The organism is Pseudomonas sp. P65(2024), from assembly GCF_057480955.1.
The window spans coordinates 171658-187365 of the sequence record NZ_JBLIYX010000002.1; the positions used below are offsets into that span (position 1 = coordinate 171658).

The window sequence follows — 15708 nt, forward strand, 5'->3', positions numbered from 1 at the left end:
GGACTGATGTCAATATGCCAATTGAAACCAAGGTGCCAAGTCAGGTTCCGTCGAGTCTAGAGGCCTGGGTAAAGCTGCTCGACGGGATTCGAGTACCCGTGCCGAAAGACAGCCACGACCGCGTTCTACAGGCCATCAACGACAGCCGCCGCTCCCTGCGCGACATCGCCGAACTGATGCAGGACAGCCCCGCGTTGGTGCTCTGCGTGCTGCGCGAGGCCAACCACCCGGCCAACGCCAGCCTGGCGGAGCCTGCCGAAAGCCTGGAAATCGCCCTTAATCGGCTGGGGCTGGCCCGCACCAGCCAGTTGCTGGCGCGGCTGCCGTCGATACCGGCCGACGAGATCCCGCCGGTGCTGCGCCAGTTCCTGTTGATCAGCCAACACGCCACCCAACAGGCCAACGGCCTGTTCGCCAGCCGGCTGGCGCGGCTGTGGCAGGAAATCCACTGGGGCAGCCTGCTGTTCCTCTCGCCGCTGTGGCCGCTGGCCCTGGCCTACCCCAAATTGCTGGATAACTGGGAACTGCGGGTCATCCACAAGAGCGAGGACGCCGCCGAGGTCGAACGGGAACTGTTCGGCGTGCGCCTCATGCAACTATGCCAGGCCATGGCCGAGCATTGGCGCCTGCCCGAGTGGGTGACCCAGGGCTATCGCCTGCTGATGGACGAGCGCGAGCAACTGGCTCAGGTGCTGAACATCGCCCGCGAACAGGACCCGCTGGTCCAGCAGCAGCGCCTGGACGACGAGCCAGCGCTGCGTCGCTGGTTCAACCAGCCACCCAACACCGTGCTGCTGGCCAACGGCCTCGCCCTGGCCGCCCAGGTAGGCTGGGACAACCCGCACCTGCTGCGCTGGCAACTGCTCACCGCGCTATACCTGCAGACCACCCTGGACGATGTCCAACAGCAGGTTCACCAACAAGCCGCGGCCAGTGCCCGTCATCACGCCCGTGATGCGCTGTTCCACCCGGCCGAGGCGCTGATCTGGCCCTGGCACCAGCGCAGACCGCACCCGGACATGCTTACTCCGCCGCCACCCAGCACCGAGGATCTTGGCCGCTGGCGCGCGCTGTGCCAGGAACTGTTGGCCCAGCCCAGCCCGTTCAGCAATGCCGTGCACCTGGCCACCCAGGCCCGCGACGCCCTGCTGGCCTGCGGCATGCAACGCATCATGCTGCTGAGCCTGGACAAGACCACCGACTACCTGCGCGTGCAGCAGACCGCCGGCCTGCCACGCGAGGCCGCCGCCATGGCGCTGCCCGTCGTGCAGAACAAATTGTTGCAAAAGTTGATGGCAAAAGCCGGGCAACTACGCCTGACACCCGACAACCATGCCCAGTTCAGTGCCCTGCTGCCGGCACCGCTGCGCGCTTTCTTCCGCGGCGAGCACTTGCTGCTGCGCTCGCTGGCGGTGGGCGACCAGGTACTGATGCTGGCGGTGGCCGACCAGGACGGCAAGCCGTTGGCCGACGTCAGCGTGCAGGCGTTCGGCAAGACCGCGCAATGCGTGGAGCGCGCCCTGGCCGTGTTTGCCACCCGCAATGCCTGACCCTTGCGCTACAATCGCCCCTCTTTCCACCCTGGAGAACGTGGATGACTGACTTTTCCGGCCTGTCCCTGGTGATCGAAGCCGAGGACCTGCTGCCGCGCCTGGATTCGCCGCGGCTGATCCTGGTCGACCTGACCAGCGCCAACCGCTATGGCAGCGGGCACATCCCCGGAGCCCGCTTCGTCGACCCGAAACGCACCCAGTTGGGCCAGCCCCCGGCACCCGGCCTGCTGCCGGCCCGTGCCGACCTGGAGAAACTGTTCGGTGAACTCGGCCACCGCGACGATGCAGTGTATGTGGTCTACGACGACGAGGGCGGCGGCTGGGCCGGGCGCTTCATCTGGCTGCTCGACGTCATCGGCCACAAGGGATACCACTACCTCAATGGCGGCATCCAGGCTTGGCCGGCGGACAAGCTGTCCACCGAAACGCCCGAAGTCGCCGGCGGCCCGGTGAGCCTGCACCTGCATGGCGAACCCACCGCTACCCGCGAATACCTGCAAAGCCGCCTGGGCGCCGCCGACCTGGTCATCTGGGACGCACGCGGGCCACTGGAATTCAGCGGCGAGAAGGTGCTGGCGGCCAAGGGCGGGCACATTCCCGGCGCGATCAACTTCGAGTGGACCGCCGGCATGGACCTGAACAACCACCTGCGCATCCGCAAGGACATCGCCGACGTCCTGCAAAACCTGGGCATCACCCCCGACAAGGAAGTGATTACCCACTGCCAGACCCACCACCGCTCCGGCTTCACCTACCTCGTGGCCAAAGCCCTCGGCTATCCACGGGTGAAGGGCTATGCCGGTTCCTGGGGCGAATGGGGCAATCACCCCGACACGCCCGTCGAAGTTTAAGGACGCTCAATGAAATCCCGCTTGTTCATCATCAGCCAGTACCTGCTGCCGCACCACCTGCTGTCGCGGCTGGCCGGCTGCGTCGCCGAGTGCCGCGCACGCTGGTTCAAGAACGCCTTCACCGCCTGGTTTGCCAAGCGCTACCAGGTGAACATGTCCGAGGCGCTGGTCGAAGATCTCAGTGCCTACGAGCACTTCAACGCTTTCTTCACCCGCGCCCTCAAGCCGGGAGCCCGCCCGCTGGACGAAACCCCCGGCGCGATCCTCTGCCCAGCCGATGGCGCCGTCAGCCAGCTCGGTCCGATCGAGCACGGCCGCATCTTCCAGGCCAAGGGCCACGGCTACAGCGCCCTGGAGCTGCTGGGCGGCGATCCGGCCCTGGCCGCACCGTTCATGGGCGGTGAATTCGCCACCATCTACCTGTCGCCCAAGGACTACCACCGCGTGCACATGCCGCTGGCAGGTACCCTGCGCGAGATGGTCTATGTGCCGGGTCGGCTGTTCTCGGTCAACCAAACCACCGCGGAAAACGTGCCTGAGCTGTTCGCCCGCAACGAGCGCGTGGTCTGCCTGTTCGACACCGAGCGTGGGCCGATGGCCGTGGTGCTGGTCGGCGCAATGATCGTCGCCTCGATCGAGACCGTCTGGGCCGGCCTGGTCACGCCACCGAAGCGCGAGCTGAAGACCTTCCGCTACGACGAGGCCAGCCGTGCACCGATCCACCTGGAAAAGGGCGCCGAACTGGGCCGCTTCAAGCTGGGCTCCACCGCCATCGTGCTGTTCGGGCCGGAGCAGGTGAAGTGGGCAGAGAGCCTGGGTGCCGGCTCCGCGGTGCGCATGGGTGAGCTGCTGGCGCAGCCGACCCAGGCCTGACTATCCGGTAAGCAAAAGGCCCTGCATGATTCAAGTCATGCAGGGCCTTTTTTTGCCTTGGGATTGCTGGGAGGGCTTCGCCCTCCTTGGGCTCAAGATCAACCGCGCGCTTCGCGATCACGCACGCCCAGCAGGTACAGCACGCCATCCAGGCCCAGCGTCGAGATGGCCTGCTTGGCCGACTGGCGCACCAGCGGCTTGGCGCGGAAGGCCACGCCCAGGCCGGCCTGGGACAGCATCGGCAGGTCGTTGGCCCCATCACCAACGGCGATGGTCTGCTCGAGCTGCAGGCCCTCCTGACTGGCCAGTTGCAACAGCAGGTCGGCCTTGCGCTGGGCATCGACGATCGGTTCGACGGCCACCCCGGTCACCTTGCCGTCGACCACCTCCAGTTCGTTGGCGAATACGTAGTCGATGCCCAGGCGCGCCTGTACCTGCTTGGCAAAGTAGGTGAAACCGCCGGAGAGGATGGCGGTCTTGTAGCCCAGGCGCTTGAGTTCGGCAAACAGGTGCTCGGCGCCCTCGGTCAGGCGCAGCGAAGCACCGATCTGGTCGAGCACGCTCACGTCCAGCCCCTTGAGCAAGGCCATGCGCTCCTTGAAGCTGGCGCGAAAATCCAGTTCGCCACGCATGGCACGCTCGGTGATCGCCGCGACCTGTTCGCCGACGCCGGCGGCCTTGGCCAGCTCGTCGATGACTTCGGCCTCGATCAAGGTCGAGTCCATATCGAACACCGCCAGACGGCGGTTGCGGCGGAACAGGTCGTCTTTCTGGAAGGCGATGTCGATGCTCAGCTCTTCGGACAGCGCGAAGAACGCCGCACGCAGGGCCTGGCCGTCGTTCGGCTCGCCACGCACCGAGATTTCCAGCGCGGCCTTGCCCTTGTCGATCTGGGCGTCCAGCGCCACGCGGGCGGACAGCCGTTCGATGCGCTCGATGGTCAGGTCGTGCTCGCTGATGATGGCGCTGACGCGCTGCAACTGCTGCGGGGTGATCCGGCGGCTGAGCAGGGTAACGATGTGGCGGGCCTCACCCTGGCTGTCGGCCCAGTGCTGGTAGTCGGCCTCGGAAATGGGGGTGTAGCGGGCCTGCAAGTTCAGTTCGTGAGCCTTGGACTGCACGCTCTGCAGCAGCGCCGTGGCCACTTCGTTATCGGGGATGTCGACCAGGATGCCGAACGACAGCGTGCCGTGCATGACAGCGAGGCCGATGTCGAGAATACTCACACCGCCCTGGAGCAGGACGCCGGTGATGGCCGCAGTGAGACCCGGACGGTCTTCACCAGTGATGTTGATCAGGACGATTTCGCGCAAGACCGGGGCTCCAACTCGATGAAAAATGCGCATTCTACCGATTTTCCATGACCGCCGGGCGCCAACGATACTTTGCCGACAAAACGCGTGTCGCTATACTGCGCAGCAACTTTCTCGCCATAAAGAGCCGCGCTCTGTGAACCGGCCCACGCCCGTAAAACCCGACAACTTCTTCCTGATGATCTACCGAGCCCTGAGCCAGCGCCGAATTCCATTGGCCCTGCGCATTGCCAGCCACAACATTTTCCTGGTGGCCCTGGCCCTGGTGATCTATGCCTGCGTGATGGGCCTGCAGTTCAAGCAGGCCATGCACGAGCAGGCCGATGCCGTCGGCCAGAGCCTGACCACCCAGACCGCCACCTCGGCCACCGAGCTGCTGGTGTCCAACGACATCCTCAGCCTCAACGTGCTGCTGGGCAACCTTGTGAAGAACCCGCTGGTGGCCCATGCGGCCATCTACAGCGTGGACAACCGCATCCTCGCCGAGGCCGGCCAGCGCCCGCGCAACAGCCTGCTGGGCGAAACCGAAGGGGTCTACCAGACCAAGATCACCTTCCAGGACGTGACCGCCGGCCAGTTGCGCATCAGCCTGGACATGAACCAGTTCCAGCAACCGATGCTGATCAGCTTGCAGAGCATGGGTATCCTCGCCGCGATCCTGCTGGCCCTGGCCCTGACCCTCAGCCTGCGCCTTGGACGCTTTATCTCGACGCCGCTGCTGCAGTTGCGCGTGTGGTTGCGTGACCCGCACCCTTACACGCCGGGCATCGACCGCCAGGACGAAATCGGCGATCTGGCGCGCCAACTGCACGCGCGCCTCGCCCCACCGCCGCCACCTGAGCCTGAAGAAGAGGACGAGGAAGACGATTTCGACGACGCGCCAGTTGCCAAGGTCGCCCCACGGGCCAAGGCGATGGTACAGACTGCCGGGCACGACGAGGACGACGACGCCTTCGCCGACCTGATGGATGAGCAAAGCGCTCCGGCCAAGCCTGTCATCGTCGAGTCCGACGAGCCGCAGTTCAGTGCCGTGCTGGCCGTGCAGTTGGGCTCCCAGGAGCAACTGCGTCGCCTGCCACGCACCCGCCTGACCGAGCTGCTGGAGCGCTACCGCGACTGTTTGGAGCAGGCTGCATCGCTGTACGAAGGCGAAGTCCACACCCTGAACGACGGCAGCACCCTGCTGTTGTTCCACAGCCGCGACAGCGGCGAGGACTACCTGACCAATGCCATCTGCTGCGGCGAGCTGCTGCGCGCCCTGGGCCACGCCCTGCAGATCGAGGTGGCCGACAGCGGCATCACCCTGCAGCTGCAACTGGGCCTGGTGCTGGCTGACGACCTGCAAGGCCTGGATCAGGTCGACCTGCTAATGACCGAACAGGCCCAGGACGCCCTGGCCCTGTCGCAGCACAGCCGCAACCTGCTGCTGGTGGAGCGCCGCATCAGCGATGACGCCCTGGTGCGCCAGCGTGCGCGTATTCGGCCGATTGCCAGCCCGGAAGGTGCGTGCTGTGTAGAACGCCTGATGGAGCCTTACCCGTCGATGCTGGAACGCCAGCTGGCACGGATGCACGAGCGCCGCGCCTGAGCGCCACCGCTCATCTAGGACTTGCGTGGGAGCAGGCTTGCCCCGCGATAGCGTCGGGGGCAGGCAATGTTGCTGCCCTGGCAAGCCCTATCGCGGGACAAGCCCGCTCCCACGCAGATCTGATAAAGTCTCCCGACCAAAGACACAAAAAAGCCCGCATCGCTGCGGGCTTTTTTGTGGCTGCGGATATCAGAAGCGGAACACTTCCATATCGGTACGAATCGGCGAGGCCATCGGAATCTTCGGTTTCTCAGGCTCTTTCTTCACCTGCACCGGCGCCGCCGGCTTGCGTGGCGTCTCCTCGGCGATGGCCGGCTGGTTGGCCAGTGGTTTAACGGCGGTGCTCAGCTGTTCGGCCAGCTTCTGCAACAATTGCCCCTGAGCCTGGACCTGCGCAGACTCGCTGCCCGCATGGGGCTGCTCGAGGTGGACGATGCGGTTGTCACGCACCTGGCCACGGCGGTCCAGCACACGCCACTGGGCGTCCAGGATCGCGGGCTGGTTCTTGCCCGAGTCCAGGCGGGTAATGGACAGCAGCACCTGCACGTCCGGCGTGAAGCCGGCGCTCGCCGGTGCCAGCACCACGCGCTGGCTGTCCAGGCGCCAGGCCAGCTGGCGCACCAGCAACTGGTCGATATCCGACGAAAGGCTGCCGGCCCAACGGCCATCGGTGGCTGCCGTCAGACTGCCATCGACCTGCCGCTGTAGAAAGGTCTCACGTTGCAGGTAGTCGGCCACCGATACCGGGCCGAGCACCACCGCCATGCCCGCCGCCTGGGTCGGCTGGCCGGGTTCACCGCTGTCGAGCTGATACAAGGCGACCGGCTGATGCATGCTGCATCCGCTCAGGCCCAGCAAGCCGGTCACCAGCAACGCAAATGGAAGGCGCAGAAATTTCATTCATCCCATCCAGGCGGTCGTCTCCAGACTGACCGCAGTGATACTCATGTAGATTCATCCGGGCACCCGGCCACGCCGGCGCCACGCGGGCCCTATCATCCGCGAATTAGCCGCCAGACTCCAGCATTTCCGCCTGAAGCGGCGCCGAAAGCGCCGCAGCAGACAGCCCATGCACTCAGGCGGGGGTTTCCACCATCAAGCTATCCACGCGCTGGAAACCACGTGGCAATTTGCTACCGCGGCGACCACGCTCACCCTTGTAGTGCTCGAGATCATCTGGTTTCAGAGAAAGGGTACGCTTGCCAGCTTGCAATACAAGGGTCGACCCCTCACTGATCACTGCCAGGTCAGTGACGAATTCTTCACGACTGGCTACTCGGTCGCCCGGAACGCCGATGATCTTGTTGCCCTTGCCCTTGCCCAACTGTGGCAGGTCGGCGACCTTGAATACCAGCAGACGGCCTTCGGTGGTTACCGCGGCCAGCCAGTCTTGCTCGCGGTCGGCCACCGGGCGCGGGGTCATCACCTTGGCGCCGTTGGGCAGGCTGAGCAGGCCTTTGCCGGCCTTGTTCTTGGCCTGCAGGTCCTCACCCTTGACCACGAAGCCGTAGCCGGCGTCGGAGGCCACCACGTACAGGGCCTCGTCCTCCGGCAGCAGCACGCACTCGAAGGTAGCGCCGGGCGGTGGAGTCAGACGACCGGTCAGCGGCTCGCCCTGGCCGCGCGCCGATGGCAGGCTGTGGGCCGCCACCGAATAGCTGCGGCCGGTGGAGTCGATGAGCACGGCGAATTGGTTGGAGCGTCCGGCGGCGGCGGCCTTGAAACCGTCACCGGCCTTGTAGGAAAGCCCCGTGGCATCGATATCGTGGCCCTTGGCGCAACGCACCCAGCCCTTCTCCGACAGCACCACGGTGACCGGCTCGGTCGGCATCAGCTCGTTTTCCGAGAGCGCCTTGGCCTCGGCACGCTCGACGATCGGCGAGCGACGGTCGTCGCCATAGGTCTCGGCGTCTTCGATCAGCTCGCTGCGCACCAGCTTGCGCAGCTTGGCATCGCTGCCCAGCAGGGTGGTCAGGCGCTTCTGTTCCTTGAGCAGCTCGTCCTGCTCGCCACGGATCTTCATCTCTTCCAGACGGGCCAGCTGGCGCAGGCGGGTCTCGAGGATGTAGTCAGCCTGGATTTCGGTCAGGTCGAAACGGGCGATCAGTGCCTGCTTGGGGTGCTCTTCGGTACGGATGATATGGATCACTTCATCCAGGTTGAGGAACGCGGTGAGCAGGCCTTCCAACAGGTGCAGGCGCTTCTCGACCTTGTCCAGGCGGTGCTGCAGGCGGCGACGGACGGTACCGATCCGGTACTCCAGCCACTCCAGCAGCAGCGCGCGCAGGTTCTTCAGCTGCGGACGGCCGTCGAGGCCGATGATGTTGACGTTGACCCGGTAGGTACTCTCGAGGTCGGTGGTAGCGAACAGGTGCTGCATCAATTCGGCGGCATCGACGCGGTTCGAACGTGGGATGATGACGATGCGGCAGGGGTTCTCGTGGTCCGACTCATCGCGCAGGTCGGCGACCATCGGCAGCTTCTTGGCCTGCATCTGCGCGGCGATCTGCTCCAGAACCTTGGCCCCGGAGACCTGGTGCGGCAACGCGGTGACGATGATGTCGCCGTCCTCGACACGGTACACCGCGCGCATGCGGATCGAGCCCTTGCCGGTCTCGTAGAGCTTGAGGATATCGGCGCGCGGGGTGACGATCTCGGCCTCGGTGGGGTAGTCCGGGCCCTGGATGTGCTCGCACAGCTGCTCGATGGTGGCCTTGGGCTCGTCGAGCAGGCGCACGCAGGCGCTGGCCACTTCCCGCAAGTTGTGCGGCGGCACGTCGGTGGCCATGCCCACGGCGATGCCGGTGGTACCGTTGAGCAGGATGTTCGGCAGGCGCGCCGGCAGCACCGCTGGCTCCTGCAGGGTGCCGTCGAAGTTCGGCACCCAGTCGACGGTGCCCTGGCCCAGCTCGCTGAGCAGCACTTCGGAATAGCGCGACAGGCGCGCCTCGGTGTAACGCATGGCGGCGAACGACTTCGGATCGTCCGGCGCACCCCAGTTGCCCTGGCCGTCGACCAGGGTGTAGCGGTAGCTGAACGGCTGGGCCATCAGCACCATGGCCTCGTAGCACGCCGAGTCGCCGTGGGGATGGAACTTGCCGAGCACGTCGCCGACGGTACGCGCCGACTTCTTGTGCTTGGAGTCGGCGTCCAGACCCAGCTCGCTCATGGCATAGACGATGCGGCGCTGGACCGGCTTGAGGCCGTCGCCGATGTGCGGCAGGGCGCGGTCCATGATCACGTACATGGAGTAGTTGAGGTAGGCCTGTTCGGTGAAGTCGGCCAGGGAACGGCGTTCGACGCCTTCGAGACTGTCCAGTAAGTCGCTCATGCGAGCCTCGTCATTTCAGGTTCTGGCGCAGCAGCATGGTGCCGCCGCGCTGGGTAAATTCAAGTTGTTTCAGGGCGCTCATGCCCAACAACACGGCCTGGCCATCCAGGCCCGGCACCACCAAAGCGCGCACGTCGCGCAGGTGGATGTCGCCCAGTTGCAGGCTGTCGAGCCGGGTGCGGTAGCCTTCGGTGCGGCCATTGGCGGTACTCAGTTGCACCGGGGCGCCACGGGCCAGGGCCAGGTCGCGGGCCAGCGCCTCGGGGATCGCCACATCGGTGGCGCCGGTATCGAGCATGAAATGCACCACCTGGCCATTGATCACGCCGTCAGCGACGAAATGGCCCTGGCCGTTGCTCAGCAGGCGAACTTCGACGAAGCCGTCGCCCTGCTCGCTCTGCACCACGGCGTTGGGATTCTGCTGACGCGCCTCCCATTGGCCGAAAAAGCGCGTGGCCAAAAACATCGCCGCCGCCCAGGCAACGATCATCAGCACCCTGCCCGCCCGCTTGCCCGCTGGCTGGCTCATGGCTTGGCACTCCAGCCGCCGGCCGGCGCGCCGAAGCGCCAGACGACCGGCCGCGCTTCACCATCCGCCCGTGGCCGGTCGTTGTTGTCCACGCCGATCCAGGCGCCGTCCTTGTCGATCACCAGCGCCTCGGCCAGGCCATAGGGCTGTGAATAGCGACGCGATTCCACCAGGGCGTCCGCGGCGAACGACCAGCAGCGCTCCACGGTGCCACTGTCAGCGTCGCGTCGGCAGATGCGATAAGCGTTGCGCTCGAGGGTGAACAACTTGCCCTCGAACCAGGCCAGGTCGGCGAAGTCGCGGGAAACCGGGCGTGCCTCGGGGAACTGCGGCGGCTGCATTTCCACGCCGGCTTCGCTGAGCAGCACGCAACCGCGCCCGCAGGTCCATACCGACTGCTGGCGCTGCACGGCGAGCAGCCCGCGTCGCTCACGCTCGGCGGCCAGCCACAAGCGATCGCCCGCAGGGTTGATCGCCAGCCCTTCGAACAAGGCGTTGAAATGCAGCAGCATGCCGCTGGCTCGCGCCTGGCGCACCATGGCCTGGTCGATTCTCAGCCAGTTCGGCTCGCCTTCCAGGGGCAGTTGCAGCACCGCGGCCTGGGCCTCGCTGACGATGAACAGGTTGCCAGCCTGGTCGCAGGTGATACCTTCGAAATCCAGCGCGCCGCCACGAATAAACGACGATGCCCAGTTGCGCGACTTCAACCCCCAGGGCAACCCGGTATCGGGGGCCGGTGGCGGGGTGAAGGTCAGCGGCTGGGCCTGCCAGGCCGCGCCCTCCTGGTCCAGGCGGTAGATACGATCGTCATCGCGGTCGGACACCGCCCACAATGCGCCCCGGCACCAGGCCAGGCCCGACAGGTTGCCGCCGCGCATGCCATCGACCACGTGCTCGCCGCTGAGCTTGAGCTGCGGCCAGTCGCCGGCCTGGGCCTGCAGGGCGAACAGCGCCAGGCAGGCCATGAGCAACGGACGAATCAAACCAGGACCTCGGCCAGGTTGCCTTTGGTTTCCAGCCAGTTCTTGCGGTCACCGGCGCGCTTCTTGGCCAGCAGCATGTCCATGATCTCGGTGGTGCCCTGCACGTCGTCCAGCGTGAGCTGGACCAGGCGCCGGGTGTTCGGGTCCATGGTGGTCTCGCGCAACTGCGGCGGATTCATCTCGCCCAGGCCTTTGAATCGGGTGACTTGCGGCTTGCCACGCTTCTTCTCGGCGACCAGACGGTCCAGGACACCATCGCGCTCGGCTTCGTCCAGGGCGTAGTAGATCTCCTTGCCCAGGTCGATGCGGTACAGCGGTGGCATGGCCACGTAGACGTGCCCGGCCTCGACCAGCGGACGGAAGTGCTGGACGAACAGCGCGCACAGCAGGGTGGCGATGTGCAGGCCGTCGGAGTCGGCGTCGGCGAGAATGCAGACCTTGCCGTAGCGCAGTTGCGAAAGGTCGGTGGCGCCCGGGTCGACACCGATGGCCACGGCGATGTTGTGCACTTCCTGGCTGGCCAGGACCTCGCCGCCATCGACTTCCCAGGTGTTGAGGATCTTGCCGCGCAGCGGCAGGATCGCCTGGAATTCCTTGTCCCGCGCCTGCTTGGCAGAACCTCCGGCGGAGTCACCCTCGACCAGGAACAGCTCGGCGCGCATCGGATCCTGGCCTGCGCAGTCGGCCAGCTTGCCGGGCAGCGCCGGGCCCTGGGTGATGCGCTTGCGCTCGACCTTCTTGCTTGCCTTCAGGCGACGGCCGGCGTTGCTGATGGCCAGTTCGGCCAACTGCATGCCCAGTTCGGGATGGGCGTTGAGCCACAGGCTGAAGGCGTCCTTGACCACGCCGGAGACAAATGCCGCCGCCTCGCGGGACGACAGGCGCTCCTTGGTCTGGCCGGAGAACTGCGGCTCCTGCATCTTCATCGACAGCACGAAGCTGATGCGCTCCCAGACGTCCTCAGGCGCCAGCTTGACCCCGCGTGGCAGCAGGTTGCGGAACTCGCAGAATTCACGCATGGCGTCCAGCAGGCCCTGACGCAGACCGTTGACGTGGGTGCCGCCCTGAGCGGTGGGGATCAGGTTGACGTAGCTTTCCTGGATGCTGTCGCCGCCTTCGGGCAGCCACAGCAGGGCCCAGTCCACGGCCTCCTTGTTACCTGCCAGGCTGCCGCAGAACGGCTCGTCGGGCATGCGCAGGTACTCGCTGACCGAATCGACCAGATAGGAACGCAGGCCGTCCTCGTAGTGCCATTCGACCTTCTCGCCGGTGCCCTTGTCCTCGAAGCTGATGGACAGCCCCGGGCACAGCACGGCCTTGGCCTTGAGCACATGCTTGAGGCGGCTGATGGAGAATTTCGGCGAGTCGAAGTACTTCGGGTCGGGGGTGAAGTACACACTGGTGCCGGTGTTGCGCTTGCCGACGGTGCCGACCACTTCCAGCTCGCTGGCCTTGAAGCCGTCGGCGAAGGTCATCTGGTACTCGTTGCCGTCGCGCTTGACGCGCACCCGCACCTGGCTCGACAGGGCGTTGACCACCGAGATACCGACGCCGTGCAGGCCGCCGGAGAACTGGTAGTTCTTGTTGGAAAACTTGCCGCCGGCGTGCAGCTTGGTGAGGATCAGCTCGACGCCGGAAACGCCCTCCTCGGGATGGATGTCCACCGGCATGCCGCGGCCATCGTCGCTGACCTCCAGCGAGTGGTCGGCATGCAGGATCACCTGCACCGAGCGGGCGTGGCCGGCCAGGGCTTCGTCGACGCTGTTGTCGATGACTTCCTGGGCCAGGTGGTTGGGCCGGCTGGTGTCGGTGTACATGCCCGGCCGCTTGCGGACCGGGTCAAGGCCCGAGAGGACTTCGATGGCGTCTGCGTTATAGGCGCTAGCGCTGGGATTGGCCATGGGTTCTCGTCGTCAGTCAGGTGAATGCAAAAGTCAAAATACAGAAAAATCCAGCGCCGCATACTGCCCACGGGCAATACCGGCGAACGCCAGCAGGGCCGGGAGTTGCTCGGCGAAGCCCTGGTAGCTGTGGTCGCCACCGGCCTGGATACGCAGGGCACAAGCACGGTAATAGTGCTCGGCGTGGCGATAGTCCAGTGTTTCATCGGCGGTCTGCAACCACACTTGATAGCGGGCGGCGTCCTGCGGCGGCGGCACTTCCAGTTCGGCCAGGGCGGCCACATGATCATGGGTCAGCTCCCAGGCCTCGTCGGTATAAAGGTTGCGCTGGGTACCCAGGTAGCCGTCGAACAGGCGGTGCGGGCCGACCGCCGGGTTGACCAACAAGGCCTTGAGGCCATGGCGTTCGGCCAGATGGGTGGCATAGTAGCCGCCGAGTGAGCTGCCGACCAGCAAGGGGGCGCCGAGCTCATCGATGGCGGCCTCCAGCTGGGCGATGGCCTGGCGCGGGTGGTGATGCAGGGCCGGGACACGCAGCTGGTCGGACAGGCCGATCCGCTGCATCACCGCCTCGAGCTGGCGCGCCTTCTTCGACAGCGGCGAGCTGTTGAAGCCATGGATATAGAGGATGGAACCCGACATGCTGCCCCCCGGACGCAAAGACGCGCAGTGTAGCGTGTTCAAAGGGCATTGGCGCAGCGTGGGGATTTTCGCAGCAAATTCTTCAAACAGCCGGGGGCACGATCTCTGTGGGAGCGGCCTTGTGTCGCGAAAGGACCGCAAAGCGGTCCCCCGACTCAGTAGCCCGGGCTGTCGAAATCCAGTTTCACCTCGAAATCGCGCGCCCGCTCCACCCCGGTCTCCAACCGTCCGTCGGCGTGCAGCCGCAGCCAGCGATAGCCCGGCTGCTCCTCGCTCACCTTGAATTCCTCGCTACGCGGCGCGAACTGGATGCAGGTTGAAGGCGTGGCAAGGAAACGAACGCCGTCGCGCACCTCGTCCCATTCCTGATGGATATGCCCCCACAGCAGCGCCCTCACCTGTGGATAACCGCGCAGGCGCTGCAACAGTTCATCGGCGTTTCGCAACCCGATCGGCGCAATCCACGCACAACCGATATCCACCGGCTGGTGATGGCAGCACACCAGGCAATGGCGTTCGCCCGCACTGTTCAGCGCCTGATCCAGCACGGCCAACTGGTCGTCCGCCAACACGCCGAAGGTGGCACCGACCACTGCCGAATCGAGCATGACAATGCGCCATTGACCAATGTCCGTCACCGCCTGCACCAGCTCCGGCGCCACGGCCTGCATTACCTGGGCCTCGTCATGGTTACCCGGCAGCCAACGCGCTGGCGCCTCCAACTTCGAGGTCAGCTCGCTGAAGGCCTGGTAGGAGGCGGCGCTGGCGTCCTGCGACAGGTCGCCCGTGCACAGCAGCAGGTCGATACGCGGCTGCTCGCGACGCACCTGGTCGATCACATGCCCGAGGCTCGCGCGGGTATTCAGGCCCAGCAAAGTGCCCGCCGGGTCGGCGAACAGGTGGGCATCGGTCAGTTGCACCACATGGACGGGTGACGAAAGTGGGTGTGGTTGCGGCAACGGCCGTCTCCTCGAACGGATTCAGCACCGATTATGGCGGCGGATCGGTTTCGAGCAAGTACTCGAAACCGACGCGCATCACAATTTCAGCGCACCGCTTCCAGTTCGTGGCCGCAGGCCAGGCAGTGGCTCAACCATTCGCCGAGAAACAGATTGAGCTGGGCTTTCTCGTCCGGCTGGTGCATCGCCGTGTTGGGGTACGGGTAGATGCTGCGCAGGCGGCGGGCATGCTCGGCGCTGACCACCTCGGCCATGCGCGCGTCATGGTAGACCTGCACTTCCAGTTCGGGCACCGGCAGCCAGGGCAGACTGTGCTCCTGGCGCACCTTGAGGGTCGTGGTATAGGGACAGGCCAGCAGCACTTCAAGCACCAGCACGCCGAGCATCTGGTCGCCCTGGGTCATGCCGATGCGCCGCGAGCTCTGCGTGGTGCGCATGTCCGGCAGCAGACGCATCAGGCGGGCATAGTTGGCCTCGCAGGCCGACTGCAGCCCGACCAGGTCGACCCGATAGCGCTCACGCAGCAGGTTCACTTCCACATACCTCGAACTTCATCACGGTTGAGTGCCAGCCATTGCAGGCCGATGATCGTGGCGGCGTTGCAGATACGCCCGTCGCGCACCGCCTGCAGGGCGTCCTCGAACGCCCACACGCGAACACGGATATCCTCGCTCTCCTCCTCCAGGCCATGCAGGCCGCCGGCACCTTCACTGATGCAACGGCCCAGGAACAGGTGGACGTACTCGTCGCTGCCGCCTGGCGAGGGGAAGTAGCAGGTCATCGGCCACAGCGCGCTGAAGGTCAGGCCAGCTTCTTCATCGGCTTCACGATGAGCGACCTCTTCCGGCTGCTCGTCCTTGTCGATCAGGCCGGCGACCATCTCGATCAGCCAGGGATTATCGATCTTGCCCACGGCGCCGACTCGAAACTGCTCGATCAGCACCACTTCGTCGCGCTGCGGATCGTAGGGCAGCACACAGACGGCGTCATGGCGCACGAACAACTCGCGGGTGAACTCGCGACTCATGCCGCCGGCGAACAATTCGTGGCGAAGGTGCAGCTTGTCGAGCTTGTAGAAGCCCTTGAACAACTGCTCACGCCGGGTGATTTCGACCTGGGTGGGCACTGTATTCAACGTGTCCGTCATGCAAACTCCTTGATACCTCGGTTACCGCATCGCGCAAT

General features: G+C 65.4%; 14 protein-coding genes. 4 read left to right on the plus strand and 10 right to left on the minus strand.

Annotated features, from left to right (window positions below; translation table 11 throughout):
• The first annotated feature begins 14 nt into the window (after positions 1 to 14).
• Genes AC25MA_RS03545 through asd form a run of 3 tightly spaced genes read left to right on the plus strand, consistent with a single transcriptional unit; the run spans position 15 to position 3277 of the window.
• The gene (locus AC25MA_RS03545) at positions 15 to 1550 is read left to right on the plus strand and encodes an HDOD domain-containing protein (protein WP_088852041.1); all 1536 of its coding nucleotides are present in this window, start codon (positions 15 to 17) and stop codon (positions 1548 to 1550) included.
• A 44-nt stretch (positions 1551 to 1594) separates the two neighbouring features.
• Positions 1595 to 2404 (plus strand): rhodanese-like domain-containing protein, encoded by an 810-nt coding sequence (locus AC25MA_RS03550; RefSeq protein ID WP_028688273.1) that lies wholly within the window; start codon positions 1595 to 1597, stop codon positions 2402 to 2404.
• Positions 2405 to 2413: 9 nt separating this feature from the next.
• Positions 2414 to 3277 carry an archaetidylserine decarboxylase gene (gene asd, locus AC25MA_RS03555; protein ID WP_028688274.1) on the plus strand — a complete coding sequence of 288 codons (864 nt, stop codon included), beginning with the start codon at positions 2414 to 2416 and terminating at the stop codon, positions 3275 to 3277.
• 98 nt (positions 3278 to 3375) lie between these two features.
• Here asd and serB read toward each other — a convergent pair whose 3' ends face one another.
• Positions 3376 to 4590: a phosphoserine phosphatase SerB gene (serB, locus tag AC25MA_RS03560; protein WP_028688275.1), complete on the minus strand. Its 1215-nt coding sequence runs from the start codon at positions 4588 to 4590 to the stop codon at positions 3376 to 3378.
• A 136-nt stretch (positions 4591 to 4726) separates the two neighbouring features.
• On the opposite strand from serB, the gene AC25MA_RS03565 reads away from it, so the two are divergent.
• Positions 4727 to 6178, plus strand: a complete 1452-nt coding sequence (locus AC25MA_RS03565; RefSeq protein ID WP_028688276.1) for a histidine kinase — start codon at positions 4727 to 4729, stop codon at positions 6176 to 6178.
• Between the two features lie 189 nt (positions 6179 to 6367).
• Here the strand turns inward: AC25MA_RS03565 and AC25MA_RS03570 are convergent, their stop codons facing one another.
• The 9 genes from AC25MA_RS03570 to AC25MA_RS03610 all read right to left on the minus strand — a co-directional run bounded on the left by AC25MA_RS03570 (position 6368) and on the right by AC25MA_RS03610 (position 15670).
• Entirely contained in the window at positions 6368 to 7078 is a 711-nt protein-coding gene (locus AC25MA_RS03570) for a PqiC family protein (protein ID WP_028688277.1), read from the minus strand.
• 175 nt (positions 7079 to 7253) lie between these two features.
• Positions 7254 to 9509: a DNA topoisomerase IV subunit A gene (parC, locus tag AC25MA_RS03575; protein WP_028688278.1), complete on the minus strand. Its 2256-nt coding sequence runs from the start codon at positions 9507 to 9509 to the stop codon at positions 7254 to 7256.
• A 10-nt stretch (positions 9510 to 9519) separates the two neighbouring features.
• On the minus strand, positions 9520 to 10038 hold the full coding sequence (locus AC25MA_RS03580) for a retropepsin-like aspartic protease family protein (protein WP_028688279.1): 519 nt from the start codon (positions 10036 to 10038) through the stop codon (positions 9520 to 9522).
• Positions 10035 to 11021 carry an esterase-like activity of phytase family protein gene (locus AC25MA_RS03585; RefSeq protein WP_069016021.1) on the minus strand — a complete coding sequence of 329 codons (987 nt, stop codon included), beginning with the start codon at positions 11019 to 11021 and terminating at the stop codon, positions 10035 to 10037. Before AC25MA_RS03585 ends, AC25MA_RS03580 begins: the two co-directional genes overlap by 4 nt.
• The gene (gene parE / locus AC25MA_RS03590; protein WP_028688281.1) at positions 11018 to 12922 is read right to left on the minus strand and encodes a DNA topoisomerase IV subunit B; all 1905 of its coding nucleotides are present in this window, start codon (positions 12920 to 12922) and stop codon (positions 11018 to 11020) included. Before parE ends, AC25MA_RS03585 begins: the two co-directional genes overlap by 4 nt.
• Positions 12923 to 12955: 33 nt before the next feature.
• Entirely contained in the window at positions 12956 to 13564 is a 609-nt protein-coding gene (locus AC25MA_RS03595) for a YqiA/YcfP family alpha/beta fold hydrolase (RefSeq protein WP_062360166.1), read from the minus strand.
• Positions 13565 to 13719: 155 nt separating this feature from the next.
• Entirely contained in the window at positions 13720 to 14523 is an 804-nt protein-coding gene (cpdA, locus tag AC25MA_RS03600) for a 3',5'-cyclic-AMP phosphodiesterase (RefSeq protein ID WP_028688283.1), read from the minus strand.
• A gap of 86 nt (positions 14524 to 14609) precedes the next feature.
• The gene (locus tag AC25MA_RS03605) at positions 14610 to 15062 is read right to left on the minus strand and encodes a DUF1249 domain-containing protein (protein WP_023630808.1); all 453 of its coding nucleotides are present in this window, start codon (positions 15060 to 15062) and stop codon (positions 14610 to 14612) included.
• On the minus strand, positions 15053 to 15670 hold the full coding sequence (locus AC25MA_RS03610; protein ID WP_028688284.1) for an NUDIX domain-containing protein: 618 nt from the start codon (positions 15668 to 15670) through the stop codon (positions 15053 to 15055). The genes AC25MA_RS03605 and AC25MA_RS03610 overlap by 10 nt, the downstream gene beginning before the upstream one ends.
• Positions 15671 to 15708 lie beyond the last annotated feature (38 nt).